The 16043-nt window shown below is 71.1% G+C and carries 17 protein-coding genes; 7 read left to right on the forward strand and 10 right to left on the reverse strand.

Going from position 1 to position 16043, the window contains the following annotated elements; all coding sequences use genetic code 11:
* The first annotated feature begins 35 nt into the window (after window positions 1-35).
* Together ACFY10_RS36985 and ACFY10_RS36990 are read left to right on the forward strand one after the other, a co-directional pair.
* Entirely contained in the window at window positions 36-638 is a 603-nt protein-coding gene (locus ACFY10_RS36985; RefSeq protein ID WP_390669654.1) for a hypothetical protein, read from the forward strand.
* 120 nt (window positions 639-758) lie between these two features.
* Window positions 759-1496 carry a 3-keto-5-aminohexanoate cleavage protein gene (locus tag ACFY10_RS36990; protein WP_390669655.1) on the forward strand — a complete coding sequence of 246 codons (738 nt, stop codon included), beginning with the start codon at window positions 759-761 and terminating at the stop codon, window positions 1494-1496.
* Here the strand turns inward: ACFY10_RS36990 and ACFY10_RS36995 are convergent.
* The gene (locus tag ACFY10_RS36995) at window positions 1442-2176 is read right to left on the reverse strand and encodes a hypothetical protein (protein ID WP_390669656.1); all 735 of its coding nucleotides are present in this window, start codon (window positions 2174-2176) and stop codon (window positions 1442-1444) included. The two genes, ACFY10_RS36990 and ACFY10_RS36995, sit on opposite strands and share 55 nt — an antisense overlap.
* Before the next feature lie 157 nt (window positions 2177-2333).
* On the opposite strand from ACFY10_RS36995, the gene ACFY10_RS37000 reads away from it, so the two are divergent.
* Window positions 2334-3401: an RNA ligase (ATP) gene (locus ACFY10_RS37000; protein ID WP_390669657.1), complete on the forward strand. Its 1068-nt coding sequence runs from the start codon at window positions 2334-2336 to the stop codon at window positions 3399-3401.
* A gap of 297 nt (window positions 3402-3698) precedes the next feature.
* On the opposite strand, the gene soxR is transcribed toward ACFY10_RS37000, so the two are convergent.
* Window positions 3699-4181 carry a redox-sensitive transcriptional activator SoxR gene (gene soxR / locus ACFY10_RS37005; RefSeq protein WP_390669658.1) on the reverse strand — a complete coding sequence of 161 codons (483 nt, stop codon included), beginning with the start codon at window positions 4179-4181 and terminating at the stop codon, window positions 3699-3701.
* 108 nt (window positions 4182-4289) lie between these two features.
* On the opposite strand from soxR, the gene ACFY10_RS37010 reads away from it, so the two are divergent.
* On the forward strand, window positions 4290-4751 hold the full coding sequence (locus tag ACFY10_RS37010; protein ID WP_390669659.1) for a MaoC family dehydratase: 462 nt from the start codon (window positions 4290-4292) through the stop codon (window positions 4749-4751).
* Between the two features lie 12 nt (window positions 4752-4763).
* On the opposite strand, the gene ACFY10_RS37015 is transcribed toward ACFY10_RS37010, so the two are convergent.
* The 3 genes from ACFY10_RS37015 to ACFY10_RS37025 all read right to left on the reverse strand — a co-directional run bounded on the left by ACFY10_RS37015 (window position 4764) and on the right by ACFY10_RS37025 (window position 6980).
* Window positions 4764-5387, reverse strand: coding sequence for a TetR family transcriptional regulator (locus ACFY10_RS37015; RefSeq protein ID WP_390669660.1), 624 nt, complete (start codon window positions 5385-5387; stop codon window positions 4764-4766).
* A 92-nt stretch (window positions 5388-5479) separates the two neighbouring features.
* Window positions 5480-5767: a YiaA/YiaB family inner membrane protein gene (locus ACFY10_RS37020; RefSeq protein WP_123964134.1), complete on the reverse strand. Its 288-nt coding sequence runs from the start codon at window positions 5765-5767 to the stop codon at window positions 5480-5482.
* A gap of 61 nt (window positions 5768-5828) precedes the next feature.
* Window positions 5829-6980: an acyl-CoA dehydrogenase family protein gene (locus ACFY10_RS37025; RefSeq protein ID WP_390669661.1), complete on the reverse strand. Its 1152-nt coding sequence runs from the start codon at window positions 6978-6980 to the stop codon at window positions 5829-5831.
* 89 nt (window positions 6981-7069) lie between these two features.
* Here ACFY10_RS37025 and ACFY10_RS37030 point away from each other — a divergent pair, with 89 nt between their 5' ends.
* The 3 genes from ACFY10_RS37030 to ACFY10_RS37040 all read left to right on the forward strand — a co-directional run bounded on the left by ACFY10_RS37030 (window position 7070) and on the right by ACFY10_RS37040 (window position 9553).
* Window positions 7070-7711 carry a TetR/AcrR family transcriptional regulator gene (locus ACFY10_RS37030; protein ID WP_390669662.1) on the forward strand — a complete coding sequence of 214 codons (642 nt, stop codon included), beginning with the start codon at window positions 7070-7072 and terminating at the stop codon, window positions 7709-7711.
* Window positions 7712-7746: 35 nt separating this feature from the next.
* Window positions 7747-8469 (forward strand): ArsR/SmtB family transcription factor, encoded by a 723-nt coding sequence (locus tag ACFY10_RS37035; RefSeq protein ID WP_390669663.1) that lies wholly within the window; start codon window positions 7747-7749, stop codon window positions 8467-8469.
* 133 nt (window positions 8470-8602) lie between these two features.
* Window positions 8603-9553: a DMT family transporter gene (locus ACFY10_RS37040; protein WP_390669777.1), complete on the forward strand. Its 951-nt coding sequence runs from the start codon at window positions 8603-8605 to the stop codon at window positions 9551-9553.
* Here ACFY10_RS37040 and ACFY10_RS37045 read toward each other — a convergent pair.
* From ACFY10_RS37045 to ACFY10_RS37065, 5 genes are all read right to left on the reverse strand, one after another.
* Window positions 9545-10867 carry an MFS transporter gene (locus ACFY10_RS37045; protein WP_390669664.1) on the reverse strand — a complete coding sequence of 441 codons (1323 nt, stop codon included), beginning with the start codon at window positions 10865-10867 and terminating at the stop codon, window positions 9545-9547. The two genes, ACFY10_RS37040 and ACFY10_RS37045, sit on opposite strands and share 9 nt — an antisense overlap.
* A 213-nt stretch (window positions 10868-11080) precedes the next feature.
* On the reverse strand, window positions 11081-12163 hold the full coding sequence (locus ACFY10_RS37050; RefSeq protein ID WP_390669665.1) for a Zn-dependent alcohol dehydrogenase: 1083 nt from the start codon (window positions 12161-12163) through the stop codon (window positions 11081-11083).
* Window positions 12164-12174: 11 nt separating this feature from the next.
* On the reverse strand, window positions 12175-13563 hold the full coding sequence (locus ACFY10_RS37055) for an aldehyde dehydrogenase family protein (RefSeq protein ID WP_390669666.1): 1389 nt from the start codon (window positions 13561-13563) through the stop codon (window positions 12175-12177).
* A gap of 204 nt (window positions 13564-13767) precedes the next feature.
* Window positions 13768-15111, reverse strand: a complete 1344-nt coding sequence (locus ACFY10_RS37060; protein WP_390669667.1) for an ABC transporter ATP-binding protein — start codon at window positions 15109-15111, stop codon at window positions 13768-13770.
* A gap of 224 nt (window positions 15112-15335) precedes the next feature.
* Window positions 15336-16013 carry a class F sortase gene (locus tag ACFY10_RS37065; RefSeq protein ID WP_390669668.1) on the reverse strand — a complete coding sequence of 226 codons (678 nt, stop codon included), beginning with the start codon at window positions 16011-16013 and terminating at the stop codon, window positions 15336-15338.
* Window positions 16014-16043 lie beyond the last annotated feature (30 nt).

Genomic DNA, 16043 nt, shown 5'->3' on the forward strand with positions numbered 1-16043 from the left:
AAGTACAGGTGCAGGTGTGACGGAGGTGCAGGGCGATGGCCGGTTTCCGGAGTCTGGCGAGACAGGTCCGCGATCCGCGGTGCGATCTGGCACTGCGGCGCTACTCACTGCGCAAGTGCCTTGAGAGGTTTGCTCCTTACGGGCACAGGGCGACCTGGGACCATTTGTGCTCCCGGGCAGGGTTCGGTCCCGAGGACCGCTCCCCCGACCCAGCGCGGCTCGTGGCCGCACTGGAGGAGTTGGAAGAAGCGCGTTCGGTCTGGCTGGCCTACGAGGTCGAGTTCGCCGAGCGGCGCAGGAAGGAAAAGCACGACGGGCTGCGCCGGCCGGGCACTGTGGACGACTGGCACCGGCTGACCTGGGGCGGTTTCGGTGTCGCCTGGTGCGACGACCCGCGGGTGCACCCCCGTGAATCGCTGGCCGAGGTACTGCGCCGGCTGATCTCCGGCCTGGAGCGCGAGCCGGGCTCCGGTTGCCCGGTGTGCGGCGCGGAGCGCCTGATCTGGAAGTACGACCTGGACCACGAACCCTCTGCGGGTCCGGTCTGCACTCACTGCGGAATTCTCGTGCCACGGCCCGTGCTCAAGCCCGAGGCCCTGGCGGACGCAAGGCGCGGAAGGCTGCTGGTGTCGGCCTAGTACAGCGGGGGTGCGCCGGGGATGCCGCACCCCCTGTTTCAAAGAACTTGTCCATGCGCACTTGTCCATGGGCTGTTCGCCGGTGAGGCCATTGTCAGTGGTGGCTGGCAGGCTTGAGGCATGGTGCAGGTGTGTCTCAACGGACCGCGAGGGTCCGCCGACGGTGCGATGGTGCCGCTGACTCCGGAAGCGATGGCCGAGTCCGCGGCGCGAGCCGTGGCGGCCGGGGCCACGGACATCCATGTCCACCCCAAGACACCTTGCGGGCACGACTCGTTGTCGCCCCGCGTGATCGGGCCGGTGCTCGAGGCGATACGGGCGCGGGTGCCGGTTCCCGTCGGTGTGACCACGGGCGCCTGGGCGGAACCGGATCCGGCGGCCCGGCTCGCCCGCATACGGAGCTGGGCCGCACTGCCCGATCTCCCCGACCACGCCTCGGTCAACTGGCATGAGCAGGGCGCGGAAGACATCGCCGGCGCGCTGCTCGACCTCGGTGTGGGCGTCGAGGCCGGCATCTGGTCCGGGACGGACGCGGCGATACGGTTCGCGGCCTCACCGCTCGGCCCGAGAGTGCTCCGCGTGCTCGCCGAGGTGACGGACACCTCGGTGGACACGGCGGAGGCGACCGCGCGTGCGCTGCTGGCCGACCTGGGCCCGGCGCCCGTCCGCCCCGTGCTGCTGCACGGCGCGGACGGCGGCGCGTGGCCGGTGCTGCGGCTGGCGGGGCGGCTCGGGCTCGCGACCCGAATGGGCCTGGAGGACACGCTGCTCCTCCCGGACGGGGAACGGGCCTTGTCCAACGCTCAGTTGGTCGCCGAAGCGCTGTCCCAGTACGGGTGCGCCCAGCGCTCGTCGTAGGGCAGGGCGAGGAGTTCGGCGCGGATCGCCAGGTCGGGCTCGCCCTGGGCACGGAGGCGGGCGGCGCCGGGGCCGGCCAGCCAGGTGCGCAGGTCCGCGAGGCCGGCGTCCACGCTGTCGTCGTCCCACCAGGAGAACGGGCAGGCGTCGGACAGCAGGTCGTAGAGCCAGACATCGGTGCAGTGGGCCAGGTGCGCGTCGGCGACCGGGCTGCGGTCCCAGCCGTCCAGGAACGGGGTCACGGTTCTGGCGATCGTGGCGCAGGTGTCGAAGGTGTCGTCGATGCCGTAGGGCGGCTCGGGTGTGGTGAGGGCGTCCTGCCACCAGGCGTTCAGGAACGCCTCGATCGCGGCGGCCTGCTCGGTGGGCCAGGAGCGCCAGTCCACCCGGGTCAGTCCGTGGGCTCCGTAACCGATCGAGCCCAGGGAGCCGTCGGCCATCGCCCGGGCGGCCTGCGGCAGCAGGCGCCGCATGGCGGCCGGGTGGTCGTCGAAGTGGTCGGGGACCTCGAAGAGGTAGTACCGCACCACGTCCACGGGTATCGGCACCTGCGGCGTGCGCAGATACTCGGTCTCCTCGGGCGCGTGGCAGTAGCCGCAGCCGGTCTCGTCAGGGCTGGCGAAACCGTTGAAGACCGTGTCGATGTCCGCGAGGGCAGCGTCAAGAGCAGGTGAGGACAAGGGACTTGATCCCGTCAGGACTCCGTGCACGGCGTCTCGGCCGGCCGAAGATCCCGACGCTACCAGCCGCTAATCCGCTCGCTCCACCCCTTTCCCGTCCGGACAGTTGGGAGGCGATGAAACCGAACTGAGCGACCCCAGGAACCGAGGAGTCCCCATGTCGACGCTCCGCGTCACCGCCGAAGTGCTGACCGTCCACGAGCATCCGAACGCCGATGCGCTCGAACTGGCCCAGGTGGGCCTGTACCGGGCCGTCGTCGCCAAGGGCGCGTACCGCACCGGCGACGCCGCCGTGTACATCCCCGAGCAGTCCGTGCTGCCGGCCGGGCTGATCGAGGAGCTGGGGCTGACCGGGCGGCTGGCGGGGAGCAACTCGGACCGGGTGAAGGCGGTGCGGCTGCGCGGCGAGCTGTCGCAGGGCATCGTGTGCCGGCCGAAGGCGCTGGCGGACGTCGACCTGGCGCGGGCCGCCCTCGACGGGACGGACTTCGCGGAGCGGCTCGGCATCACCAAGTGGGTGCCGCCGATCCCGCCCACGATGGACGGCGACGTCGAGTCCGCACCCGATCTGCTGCCCTGGGTCGACATCGAGAACATCCAGCGGTTTCCGGACATCTTCACACCGGGCGAGGCTGTGGTCCTGACCGAGAAACTGCACGGCTCGGCCTGTCTGCTGACGTACCTCGCCGACGAGGGCCGCGTACACGTCTCCTCCAAGGGCTTCGGCGCCAAGTCCCTCGCCCTGAAGGAGGATCCGCGCAATCTGTACTGGCGGGCGATGCACGGTCACGGCGTCGCCGAGGTCGCCGCCCGGCTCGCCGAGCGGCTGGGGGCGCGCCGGGTCGGCATCTTCGGCGAGGTGTACGGCGCGGGGGTCCAGGACCTGACGTACGGCGCGGACGGGCGCCGCGACACCCTGGGGTACGCCGTGTTCGACGTCTCCGCGGAGATCGACGGCACGGTGCGGTGGCTGGATGCGGCCGAACTGCTGGACGGGGAGCTGCCGTTGGTGCCGCGGCTGTTCGAGGGGGCGTACGACATCGGGCGGGTGCTGGAGGTTGCGAGCGGGTGGGAGACCGTGTCGGGGCGGGGGCTGCATCTGCGGGAGGGGGTGGTGATCCGGCCTGCGGTCGAGCGGTACAGCTCGGTGACCGGGGGGCGGGCGATCGCCAAGGCGGTGAGTGGGGCGTATCTGACGCGGAAGGGTGGGACGGAGTACGAGTGAGCGGGGGGGGTGACCCGTGAGCCGGTACTGGTGGCGGGCGGGGGGTTCGCTTGCCCGCGCTTGCGGGGTGCCGCTGCGCCCACCCGTGCCGCCCCTAGCGGCACGACTGCCCGCAGCTACGTCGGCACGAGTGCCCGCAGGCTACGCGGGCACGGCTGCCCGACGGGATAAGCCGGCTCGGCTGCCCAACCGGTTACGCCAACTTGGCTGCCCAACCGGCTACGCCGGCACGACTGCCCGACGCGATACGCCGGCACGACTGCCCGACGGGCTATGCCGGCTCGGCTGCCAGACGCGCTATGCCAGCTTCCCGTTGCGGCTGACCTTTCGCTCCACCATCAGCCTCGACCCCGTCCGCCTCTCTCCGAACACGTCGTCCGGGTTGGACAGGACGCAGCCGTCGAGGGAGAGGCAGCCGCAGCCGATGCAGTCGGTGAGGTGGTCGCGGAGGCGGTTGAGCTGGCTGATGCGTTCGTCGAGTTCGGAGCGCCAGGCCTCGGAGAGGCGGGCCCAGTCCTCCCGGGTGGGGGTGCGTTCCTCGGGGAGTTCGGCGAGCGCCTCGCGGATCGTGGCCAGGGGGATGCCGACGCGCTGTGCGGCCCGTACGAAGGCGACCCGGCGCAGCGTGTCACGGTGGTAGCGGCGTTGGTTGCCCGTGGTCCGTCGGCTGCTGATCAGGCCCTTGGACTCGTAGAAGTGCAGGGCGGAGACGGCGGCGCCGCTGCGCGCGGCGAGCTGGCCGACCGTGAGCTCGTGGATCTTCTCTGGAATCTGGGGCACTCCTCGAACCCTACCCATCCGTACCCGGCCGTTGTCCGTTGACATTGGTTTCGCGGGCGACCATGCTAAGCAGTTGCTTAGACGTTGCGAGGCATGGGAGGCCGGGACATGGCAGAGCCGAGGATCTTCACGTCCACCGACGAGCTCAAGGCGGCGGTGGGCGAGCAGCTGGGGTACACCGACTGGCTGGAGATCGACCAGAAGCGGATCGATCTCTTCGCGGAGGCCACCGGCGACCACCAGTGGATCCACGTCGACCCGGAGAAGGCCGCGGCGGGGCCCTTCGGGACGACGATCGCGCACGGCTATCTCACCCTGTCGCTGCTGCCGCTCTTCGGCCCTCAGCTGATCACCGTCGAGGGCGTGAAGATGGGCGTCAACTACGGCACCAACAAGGTCCGTTTCCCCTCCCCCGTGCCGGTCGGCTCACGCCTGCGCGCCACCGCGAGGATCAGCAGCGTCGAGGACGTCCCGGGCGGTGTCCAGCTGGCCGTCGCCTACACCGTGGAGCGCGAGGGCGGGGGCAAGCCGGTCTGCGTGGCCGAGTCGGTGGCCCGCTTCTACGTCTGAGCAGCCCGGCGGCTACTTGACCCCCACCATCCGCAGCACGAGGTCGGCGTCGAGCGCGCCGATCTCGTCGGGCGTCCAGGGCCCCTCGACGTTGAACCAGCGGGCGACGTCGATACAGAGCGACATGACGGCGAGGGTCGTGCCCTTCACGTCCAGCACGTCGAACTCGCCGGCCGCCACGCCGTCCTCGATGATGCCCCGCACCTCGGCGTCGCACTGACGGCGCAGCGCGAGGATCTCCTCACGGGCGTCCGGACCGAGCGAGTCCAGCTCGTACTGCACGACCCGGGCGGTCGTCCGTCCCCCCGCGTGCCAGCGGACGAAGGAGCTCACCGCGTCGGCGAGCCGCTCGGTGGCGGTGCCCTCGCGCCGGGCCGCCGTCCGGAGGATCTCGAGGGCCTTCTCGTGGCCGATCCGGCTGATGCGGTGGAGCAGCTCTTCCTTGGTCTTGTAGTGGATGTAGAGCGCTGCGGGGCTCATGCCCGCGCGGCCCGCGATGTCACGGGTCGTCGTGGCGTGGTACCCGCGCTCGGCGAAGGCCTCCACCGCGGCGATCAGCAGCCGTCGGGCCGCGTCGGGCGTGACCTCGCCCCACGCGGACGCCTCGCCACCCGCCGTCTCCTCCGCCGTACTCATCGCTCGCCAGCCCCTCTCTCCGACAGAACCCCCACCATACAGCCGAAGGTGAGCGAGCGCTTAGAGTGCCCGCTCAGCGCTTGCGGAGCGGGTCAGAGCTTCTCGAAGGGGTCGTGCTCGGCGAGCAGCTTCTCCAGCCTCGCCTGGTCCACACGACTGACGATCTGCCCGGCCTCCTGCCGGTCGCGGATCACCTTGGCCAGCGTGAAGGCGGAGGTGACCAGGTACAGGACGGCGATGGCGAGGAAGCCGCGCACCCAGGCGTTGGCGTCCAGCCGGAAGATCCCGACGGCCGTGGCGATCATGGCGAGGGCGAAGGAAGCGACGGCCTGGCCGTAGAAGGCGGCCGTGCTCTGCTGCTTGACCGGTGTGTCACTCATGCGATCAAGGGTCGCCGGACGTGGCCCGCGCCACATCCGCCGAGATACTCAGCTCAGGTACTCAGAACGCCGAAACGCCCGTCAGCGCACGCCCGATGAGCAGTTTCTGGATCTGGCTGGTGCCCTCGTAGAGGGTCATCACGCGGGCGTCGCGCAGCAGCTTGCCCGCCGGGTACTCGTCGATGTAGCCGTAGCCGCCGAAGACCTGGAGGGCGTTGTTGGCGGCGCGGACGGCGGCCTCCGAGGCGAAGAGCTTGGCCTTGGAGGACTCGACCGCAAAGGGCTGCCCGCGGTCGATCAGGTCGGCGACCCGCCAGGTCAGCAGCCGGGCCGCGTCCACGTCGACGGCGATGTCGCTGATCAGCTCCTGCACCAGCTGGTGCTGCGCGATGGGCTTGCCGAACTGCTCGCGCTCGCCTGCGTACTGCACCGCCGCGTCCAGCGCGGCCTGGGCTATGCCCACGCAGCCCGCCGCGACCGACATCCGCCCCTTGGCCAGGGCCGCCATGGCGACCGAGAAGCCCTTGCCCTCCTCCCCCAGCATCGCCGAGGCGGGCACGCGTACGTCCTGAAGGACCAGCTCGGCGGTCGCCTGGCCGCGCAGGCCGAGCTTGCCGTGGATAGTGCGGCGGGTCAGACCGGGGGTGTCGGCCGGGACCAGGAAGGCGGAGACGCCCTTGTGGCCGGGGGCGTCGGTGGAGCGGGCGAACAGCAGCACCACATCGGCCCAAGTGCCGTTCGTGATGAACATCTTGGTGCCGTTGATGACGTAGTGCTCGCCGTCGCGCACCGCGCGCGTGGTGAGGTTCCCGGCGTCGGAGCCGGTGCCCGGCTCGGTGAGACCGAAGCAGCCGACGTACTCGCCGGAGGTGAGCCCGGGCAGCCACTGCCGCTTCTGGTCCTCGCTCCCCCGGGCGGCGATCGTCTTGGCGACCAGCCCGAGCGACACGGACACGATGCCGCGCACGGAGGAGTCGCCGCGCCCGAGCTCCTCCGTGACCAGGCAGTACGCGAGGTGGTCGCCGCCCGAGCCGCCGTACTCCTCGTCGACGGTCAGACCGAGGAAGCCGATCTCGCCGAGCTTCTTCACGATCGACCGGTCGACGTCCTCCGCGCGGTCCCAGGCGATGACGTTCGGGGCGATCTCGCGGTCCACGAAGTCCTTGGCGAGTCGCCGGACGGCTTCCTGCTCGTCGCTGAGCTCCAGATTCATGACCGGTCACCCCACTCGAGATCCTGCACAATCCTACACATTTAAATTAGCACTGCTAGTTTCGGTCGCGCAGCCCTACTATGTGCGCCATGGCCCGACCGCGCAAGCCCCTGCTCAGCACCGACCGCATCGTCGAGACGGCACGCGCGCTGGTGGACGCGGAGGGCCTCGCGGCCGTCTCCACGCGTCGGCTCGCCGCGGAGCTGGGGGTGAGCGGGCCCTCGCTCTACAACCACTTCCGCACCAAGGACGAGATCCTGGAGGCGGTCGCCGACTCGGTGAGCGCACAGGTCGACCTGTCGATGTTCGAGGACGGCCGGGAGTGGCGGACCGCGCTGCACGACTGGGCCGCCTCCTACCGGGCCGCACTGCGCGACCACCCCAACATCGTCCCGGTGCTCGCCCAGGGCCCCGGGCGCCGTCCCGCCGGACTGCGCCTCGCGGACGCCGTCTACGGCGCGATGGTCCACGCGGGCTGGCCGCCGGCGCAGGCCACCTCCATCGGCGCGCTGATGCGGTACTTCATCATGGGCTCCGCGCTCGGCTCCTTCGCCGGGGGCTTCGTGGACGACGAGAGCGCGTACGACCCCGCCGACTATCCGCATCTCGGCCAGGCCCACCTGCTCGCCGAGCAGCAGGAGAAGATCGACGAGCGGGCCTTCGAGACGGGGCTCACGGCGCTGCTGGACGGGCTGGTGCAGCAGTACGAGCAGGTGAAGCGGGCCGTGTAGCGACAGTTCGGCGGGCGCCGAAGTGTCCGTGTCCCATGCTGGGGTGCATGACCACCAGGGAACCCCAGGCACCGCAGCTGGCCCGGCTCGCCGGGCTGATCGCCGACGAGACGCGGGCCACGTGTCTGCTGGCGCTGCTCGACGGGCGGGCGTGGACCGCGAGTGAGCTGGCGCGGCATGCGGGGGTAGCCGCGTCGACGCTGAGCGAGCATCTGGGCAAGCTCGTCGCGGGCGGACTGCTGACCGAGGAACGGCAGGGCCGGCATCGGTACGTGCGTCTCGCCGATGCGCGGGTTGCGCAGCTGGTGGAGGATCTGGCCGCGCAGGTGGGGCCGGGGGACGCCGTACGGCCGCGGGGGCTTCGGGAGTCGAGTGCCGGGGCGGCGATGGCGCGGGGGCGTACGTGTTACGACCATCTGGCGGGGCGGCTCGGGATTGCGGTCACCGATGCGTTGTCGCTGCGCGGGCTGTTGCGGCAGGACACGGGGTTTGCACTGACGGATGCGGGGGTTCGGTGGTTCGACGCCATCGGTCTCTCCCTCGACCGCAGGGGGCGGCGGCCGTTGGCCCGTGCATGCCTTGACTGGACTGAGCGGCGGCCGCATCTGGCAGGGGTTGCGGGGGCAGCGCTTTGTCGGCATGCGCTGGACTCGGGGTGGTGTGTGCGGATTGGGTCCGAGCGGGCTGTGAAGGTGACTCCGTCGGGGGAGCGGGCGTTGCAGGAGCTGCTTGATATCGATGCAGGGGCGCTCCGTTGAACGAAGGACAGTTTGCGTCTGCAGGTGCGTCGTGGCTTGTCGCGCAGTTCCCCGCGCCCCTGAAAGCCGCTGCAGTGCCCCGTCCGAAATCCGCGAGCCCTGTGCCCTCTCCCCTCCTAGCCTCTGGAGCATGATGAACTTCCGTCATACCAACCTGCTCGCCCCCGGTGCCGCCGCTGTCACCGTCGTCTTGTGGGCCTCCGCCTTTGTTTCGATCCGTAGCGCGGGAGACGCGTACTCGCCAGGGGCGCTGGCGCTCGGGCGGTTGTCGGCCGGGGCCTTGGCGCTGGGCGTGATCTGCCTGGTACGGCGTGAGGGATTGCCGCCGCGGGCCGCCTGGCGGGGGATCGGGATATCCGGGGTGCTCTGGTTCGGCTTCTACATGGTCGTCCTGAACTGGGGGGAGCAGCAGGTCGACGCCGGTACGGCCGCGCTGGTGGTGAACATCGGGCCCATCCTCATCGCTGTGCTCGGTGCGCGGCTGCTCGGGGATCCGATGCCGCCGCGGCTGCTGGCAGGGATGGCGGTGTCGTTCGCGGGTGCGGTGGCCGTGGGCCTGTCGATGTCGGGCGGGGGCGGTTCCTCCGTGCTCGGCGTGGTGTTGTGTCTGCTTGCCGCGGTCGGTTACGCGGGTGGAGTCGTCGCGCAGAAGCCTGCTCTGGCGCAGGCCAGTGCGCTGCAGGTGACGACGTTCGGGTGTCTCGTCGGGGCGGTGGGGTGTCTGCCGTTCGCCGGGCAGTTGGTGAGCGAGGCAGCCGATGCGCCGGTGTCGGCGACGCTCAACATGGTTTACCTGGGGGTGTTTCCGACCGCCCTCGCCTTCACCACCTGGGCCTACGCCCTGGCTCGTACGACCGCCGGCCGCATGGGGGCGACCACGTACGCGGTGCCCGCGCTGGTCGTGCTGATGTCGTGGCTGGCGCTCGGTGAGGTGCCGGGGCTGCTCACGCTGGGCGGCGGTGTGCTGTGCCTGGCGGGTGTGGCGGTTTCGCGATCCCGGCCCCAGAAGGCGGTAGCCGTGCGGGCTGCGGCTTCGGAGAGCAGTCCGGAGCCGCAGCCCGAGGGCGCCTCGGAATCAGCTTGAACGCACCCTGCCGGCAAGGACCTTGATGGACAGCAGGGCGATCACGGACAGGGCGATGATGTAGGCGGACACCGCCATCGAGGTGCCCGTCGCCTCCAGCAGCAGCACCATCACGAAGGGCGCGAGGCCGCCGCCGAGCACGGCCGCGATCTGGTAGCCGAGGGAGGCGCCGGTGTAGCGCATCTCGGGCGTGAACAGCTCGGCGAACAGGGCGGCCTGGGGGCCGTACATGATGCTGAGGAAACAGCCGGCGACGAATGTGCCGACGGCCAGCCACAGCAGTGAGCCCGTGTCGATCAGCAGGAACATCGGTACGGCCCACAGGGCGATGCCGGCCGCGCCGAACGCGTAGATCCGGATGCGGCCGATGCGGTCGGAGAGGGCGGCGGCGGCCGGGATCAGGACGAGCTGGGTGAGGCTGACACAGAGGGAGACGGTGAGCACCGCGTCGCGCTTCATGCCGAGGTCACGGGTCGTGTAGTCGAGGACACCGGTGATGAGGATGTAGAAGGTCGCGGTATTCACGGCGAAGGAGCCGCCGGCGAGCAGGACCGTGCCCAGGTGGTTGCGGAAGATCGTCCGCAGGGGCGAGTTCTGTTCCGCCTTCTCCTTGTCCGCCAACTCCCTTTCGGCCTGGCGGAATTCAGGGGTTTCCTCGACGTGCCGGTGGATGTACCAGGCGAGCGCGAGCACGAACAGGCCCACCAGGAACGGCAGTCGCCAGCCCCAGGCCGCGAACGTGGAGTCGGTGGTGAACGCTCCGGCGAGCAGGAAGACCGTGTTGGCGGTCACCACGCCGATGGGGACGCCGAGTTGGACGACGCTGCCGTAGACGCCGCGCTTGCCCTCGGGGGCGTACTCCGTGGCCAGCAGCATCGCGCCGCCCCACTGCGCGCCGACCGCGACACCCTGCACGACGCGGAGCAGGACCAGCAGGATCGGGGCGGCGACGCCGATCGTGTCGTAGGTGGGGAGCAGGCCGATGCCGGTGGTTGCCACTCCCATGAGGGTCAGGGCCAGGACGAGCATCGGCTTGCGGCCCCGTTTGTCGCCGAGGTGGCCGGCGACGATGCCGCCGAGCGGGCGGGCCAGGAAGCCTACGGCGAAAGTGGCGAAGGCGGCGAGGACTCCGGCGGTGGGGCTGCCCGCCGGGAAGTACAGGTCGCCGAGGACGAGGGCGGCGGCTATGCCGAAGACGAAGTAGTCGTACCACTCGACGGCCGAGGCGAGCGCCGCCGCGGTGGCGACTCGGCGGCGGTTGACCGTGGGGAGGGCGGTCGTGGGAGCGGATTGAGCGGAGGGGGCCATGTCCATGCGTGCACACTCCGGTGGGTGCGGTGGGGACGTTCCCGGGAACATACTGACCGGACGGTATGGGGTCAACGGGTGTGCACGATGGTTGTACGGAGCATCTGGGGGCTCCGCCCCCAGACCCCCGATCGGCCTGAACGGCCTCGTCCTCAAACGCCGGACGGGCTAAAAAACCGCAACCCTCCGGACGGGCTGAAAACGACAACCCCGGACAGGCTAGAAGACCACAAGAGCCCGTCCGCCCTTGCCTGCCAGCATGTTCTCGAATGCCGCCGGGATCCCCTCCAGGCCGATCCGTTCCGTCACCAGTGCGCCCAGGTCCAGGCGGCCCGCGCGTACGTGCTCGGCCAGCACCGGGAGGTCCTTCGCCGGGTCCGAGTTGCCGTACACGCACCCCGCCAGGGTCCTGCCCCAGTGGAAGATCTCGAGCGCGTTGAAGGTGACCTGCTGGTCCTTGCCGCCGATGCCGACCACCGTCGTGCGGCCGCCGCGGCGGGTGGAGTCCCAGGCCGTGCGGATCGTCGACGCGCGGCCCACGCATTCGATCGCCACGTCCACGCCTTGCTTGTCCGTCAGTCCGCGGATCTCGCGGGCCGTCGTCTCGGACGCGATGACGTAGTCCGTGGCGCCTGCGCCGCGCGCCAGCTCCTCCTTCTCCGGGGAGACATCGACGGCGACGATGCGTGCGGCGCCCGCGATCCGGGCCGCCTGGAGCGCCGCCAGGCCCACTCCCCCGACCCCGTACACCGCCACCGTCTCGCCCGGCCGGACCTGCGCCGAGTGGTGGACGGCGCCGTAGCCGGTGAGGACCGCGCAGCCCAGGAGGGCCGCGTCCGTGAGGGGGATCCCGTCGGGCAAGGGCAGGACACAGCCCGCGGACACCACCGTCTCCTCGGCGAACGCGGCGACGTTCAGGCCGGGGTGGAGGTCGGAGCCGTCGGAGGAGCGGTGGGCGTACACGTCCGCCGCCCCGTTCAGCGCGTTGGCGCACAGCCACACCTCGCCGAGTGTGCAGGCGTGGCAACTGCCGCAGGACGGCGCCCAGTTGAGGACGACCTCGGCGCCGGGCGCGACATGCGTGACACCCTCGCCGACGGCGACGACCGTGCCGGCGCCCTCGTGGCCGAGGACGGCGGGGACCGGCACCCGCATGGTGCCGTTGGACAGGGACAGGTCGGAGTGGCAAACCCCGGCGGCGGCGAGACGGACCCGGACCTGGCCGGGGCCGGGGTCCGGGAGGTCGATGCCGGTGATCTCCAGCGGGGCGCCCACCTCGGGCAGTACGGCTGCGCGAATCACGGGAACGCTCCTCAGAACTGCAGGGACTTGGTCTGGAGGTACTCGGACAGGCCGTGCGTGCCGAGTTCACGGCCGACGCCCGACTGCTTGTAACCGCCGAAGGGGGCAAGGGGGTTGAAGCGGCCGCCGTTGATGTCGACCTGGCCCGTCTCGAGGCGGCGCGCGAAGGCGACAGCCTCGGTCTCGCCGCCCGCCCAGACGGCGCCCGCGAGGCCGTAGACCGTGCCGTTGGCGATGCGCAGGGCGTCGTCCTCGTCCTCGTAGCGGAGGATGGAGAGGACCGGGCCGAAGATCTCCTCCTGGGCGATCGTCATCTCGGGGGTGACGTCGGCGAAGACCGTCGGGGCGATGAAGTAGCCCTGCTCGCGCGGGGATTCGGTGCCGCCGGCCACCAGCCGCGCGCCCTCGGCCAGACCCTTGTCGATGTAACTCAGCACCCTGGCCCGCTGCTTGGCGTTCACCACCGGGCCGATGCGGTCGCCGTACTTGGCGGCGGCGGTGGCGGCCAGCCCGACCGCCTCCTCGTACTGGTCCCGGTGTACGAGCATGCGCGTCCACGCGCTGCACGTCTGCCCGGAGTTGGACATGACGTTGGCGACGCCCACATTGACCGCCTTGGCGAGGTCGGCGCTCGGCAGGATGACGTTGGCGGACTTGCCGCCCAGCTCCAGGGCCACCTTCTTCACCTGCGCACCCGCCGTCGCGCCGATCTGCCGGCCGACCGCCGTGGAGCCGGTGAACGAGACCAGGTCGACGCCCGGGTGCTCGGCGAGGGCCTGGCCCGCGACCGGGCCGAGGCCGGTGACCAGGTTGAAGACGCCTGCGGGGACGCCCGCCTCGTGGACCGCCTCGGCGAAGAGCTGGGCGGTGAGCGGGGTGTCCTCGGCGGGCTTCAGGACCACCGTGCAGCCCGCCGCGAGCGCCGGAGCGACCTTGGCGACGATCTGGTGCAGGGGGTAGTTCCAGGGCGTGATCGCGCCGACCACGCCGACCGGCTCCAGGTAGACGGTGGAGTTGCCGGCCTTCTCCTCGAAGGCGTACGTCGCCGCCAGCTCGGCGTACGAGCCCGCGACGGCGATCGGCACGGCGGCGTGGACGTTCTGCGAGAACTGCAGGGGCGAGCCGAGCTCGGCGGTGACCGTCTCGGCGATCTCGTCCTTGCGCGCCACCAGCACGTCCCGGAGCGCGGCCAGCCGGGCGGCCCGCTCGGCGGGCGAGGTGGCGGCCCAGGCCGGAAAGGCGGCGCGGGCGGCCCGTACGGCGACATCGACGTCCACGGCCGTCCCTGCCGGGACCCTGCCGATCACCTGCTCGTCGACGGGGTTCACGACCTCGATCACGTCCTGACCTGCGGCGGGCCGCCAGGCGCCGTCGATATACAGGCCGTCGTGTGCCTTCATGGTGCTCCTCCGGGGCGGGTGCGTCGTCCGCGTCACAACCTACCGACAGGCACACAAACTAGCGCCGTTAGTTTTCAGCCGCCAGATCATGCACCGCCCTAGAAGGGGCGCGGGGAACTGCGCGACCAGCCACAACACACGCGCAGACGCCCAACAACCCATCCCGGCACCCCGCGGAGTGCCCGCACCCCCTCGGAGCGCCCGTTACTCCTCCAAATCCGGCAACCGCGCCGGAGCCGGACAGATCCGCTCACCGTGCTGGTCGAAGACGAACAGGTGGGCAATGTCGACGAGCAGGGGCACCTGCATGCCATGGCGGAGTTCGATGTCGGGGGTGGTGCGCACCACCAGGTCTCCCGGGAGGCGGGCCTCGCTGGACGCGGGTTCGGCGGAGCGGTCGTCCGACGGGTCGTCCATGACCACCACCGGCCCCGCGCGGAGCGCTCCCGCACGGTCCCGCAGCCGCTCCAGGACGGTCGGGGCGCCCTCCCGGCGCCGCCGGGAGGGCCGGACGGCGGGGCGCGGGGCCTCCAGGTCCGGTACGACGGCCGGCTGCGAGCCGGTGTTGAAGTGCACGAGGACCTCGTGGCCCTGGAACTCCACGTGCTCCACCAGTCCGGTGAGCGGCACCTCGCCGGGCCGGGCGGAGGAGTGCTTGGCGATCCGTACGGCCTCCGAGCGCAGCCCGACGATCACCTCGCGGCCCTGCTGCACGCGCAGCAACTGGTGGTCCAGGGACAGCGGTTCGGGCAGCCGCAGATACTGCTTGCCGAGGCTGATGGTCATCGCGCCGTCGAGCGGGGCGCGGACCAGGCCGCGCAGCAGGTTGATGCGCGGGGTGCCGATGAAGGCGGCGACGAAGACGTTGCGGGGCAGGGCGTACACCATGCGCGGAGCGTCCAGCTGCTGGAGCACCCCGCCGCGCAGTACGGCGACCCGGTCGCCGAGCGACATGGCCTCGGCCTGGTCGTGGGTGACGTAGACCGTGGTGACGCCCAACTCCCGGGTGAGCTTGGAGATTTCGGCCCGCAGGTGGTTTCTGAGCTTGGCGTCGAGGTTGGACAGCGGCTCGTCCATCAGGAAGGCGGAGGGATGGCGGGCGATGGCGCGGCCCATGGCGACGCGCTGGCGTTCGCCGCCGGAGAGCTGGCTGGGGAAGCGGTCGAGGAGGTCCTCGATGCCGAGCATGCGGGCGGTGGCGTCGACGCGTGGGCGCGGGTCCTCGCCGGGGTTCTCGACGCGCAGCGGGAAGCCGATGTTGCCGCGGCTCGTCATGTTCGGGTACAGGGCGAAGTTCTGGAACACCATGGCCATGTTCCGTTCGGACGGGAGCAGGTCGTTGGAGTGCTCGCCGTCCAGCAGCAGCCGGCCCTCCGTGATCTCCTCCAGCCCGGCGATCATTCTGAGTACGGTGGACTTGCCGCAGCCGGACGGCCCGAGCAGCACGAGGAACTCGCCGGGGCGGATGTCCAGCGACAGCCGGTCCACCACGCGAACGCCTCGCGTATAGGTCTTGCTCACATCGTGCAGAGAGATGGCGCGTGTCATGGCACTGCCCCCGGGGGCGTACTGAGCGAGTCCTGATGCTCCGCGGTCGAACGGCCCGCACGGGTCGCACGGGCTGTGAGTCACGGAAGTTAACGGACCGTACGCGCTTGGGGGAAGACACCGGACGGAATCGGGCCCTTCGTTCCGCCCAGCGAGAAAGCGGACGCGACGATTCAGCGCGCGCCGGGCCGGGATCCGCGGCCGTCGCGGGCGCTCGGTCCGGGTCAGCGGGTCGCCGTCAGATGGGCGAACACGACGACGTTGCTGGAGTAGCCGGCCCTGCGGGTGAACAGGCCGCCGCAGGTGAGTACCCGCAGCTCGGGGCGTGTGCTCGGGCCGTACACCTCCTTGTCGGGGAAGCGGTCCTTGTCGAAGATCCGTACGCGGTCCACGGTGTAGACGGCGGTGCGGCCGTCGGCGCGCCGGACCTCGATCCGGCCGCCGGGGTGCACCTGGGCGAGGGCGGCGAAGACCGCGGCGCCGGTCCTCGTGTCGCGGTGGCCGACGGCGATGGCCGTGCCGGTCTCGCCGGGTGAGGGCCCGTCCTGATACCAGCCGACGAGCTTGGGCCTGTCGAGCGGCGGGGTCTCGAGCTGCCGGTCGGAACCGACCCGCACCCCGATGACCGGCGCGTCGACGCCCAGGGACGGTACGCGCAGGGTGGTCGCCGGCGACCGGGGCAGCGGCTGGGGCGGCGTGGCTGGTTCGACAGGTGCGGCAGGTGTGGCGGGCGCCGCCGGCTCGGAGGCCCGGGGGCGCCCGTCGGCAGGGCCCGGGGCCGGGTCGGCAGGTGCCTCGGCAGGCGCGTCGGCGGCTGCCGGACTCCCGGCCCGGACGGGCTCGGCCGGGTGGTGGTGATGCCCCCCGCACCGGAAGACCGTCACCAGGACGGCCACGATCATGGCCGTCCTGGTGAGGCGGTAGGCGCGGGT

The organism is Streptomyces sp. NPDC001401, from assembly GCF_042895385.1.
GTDB lineage: Bacteria > Actinomycetota > Actinomycetes > Streptomycetales > Streptomycetaceae > Streptomyces.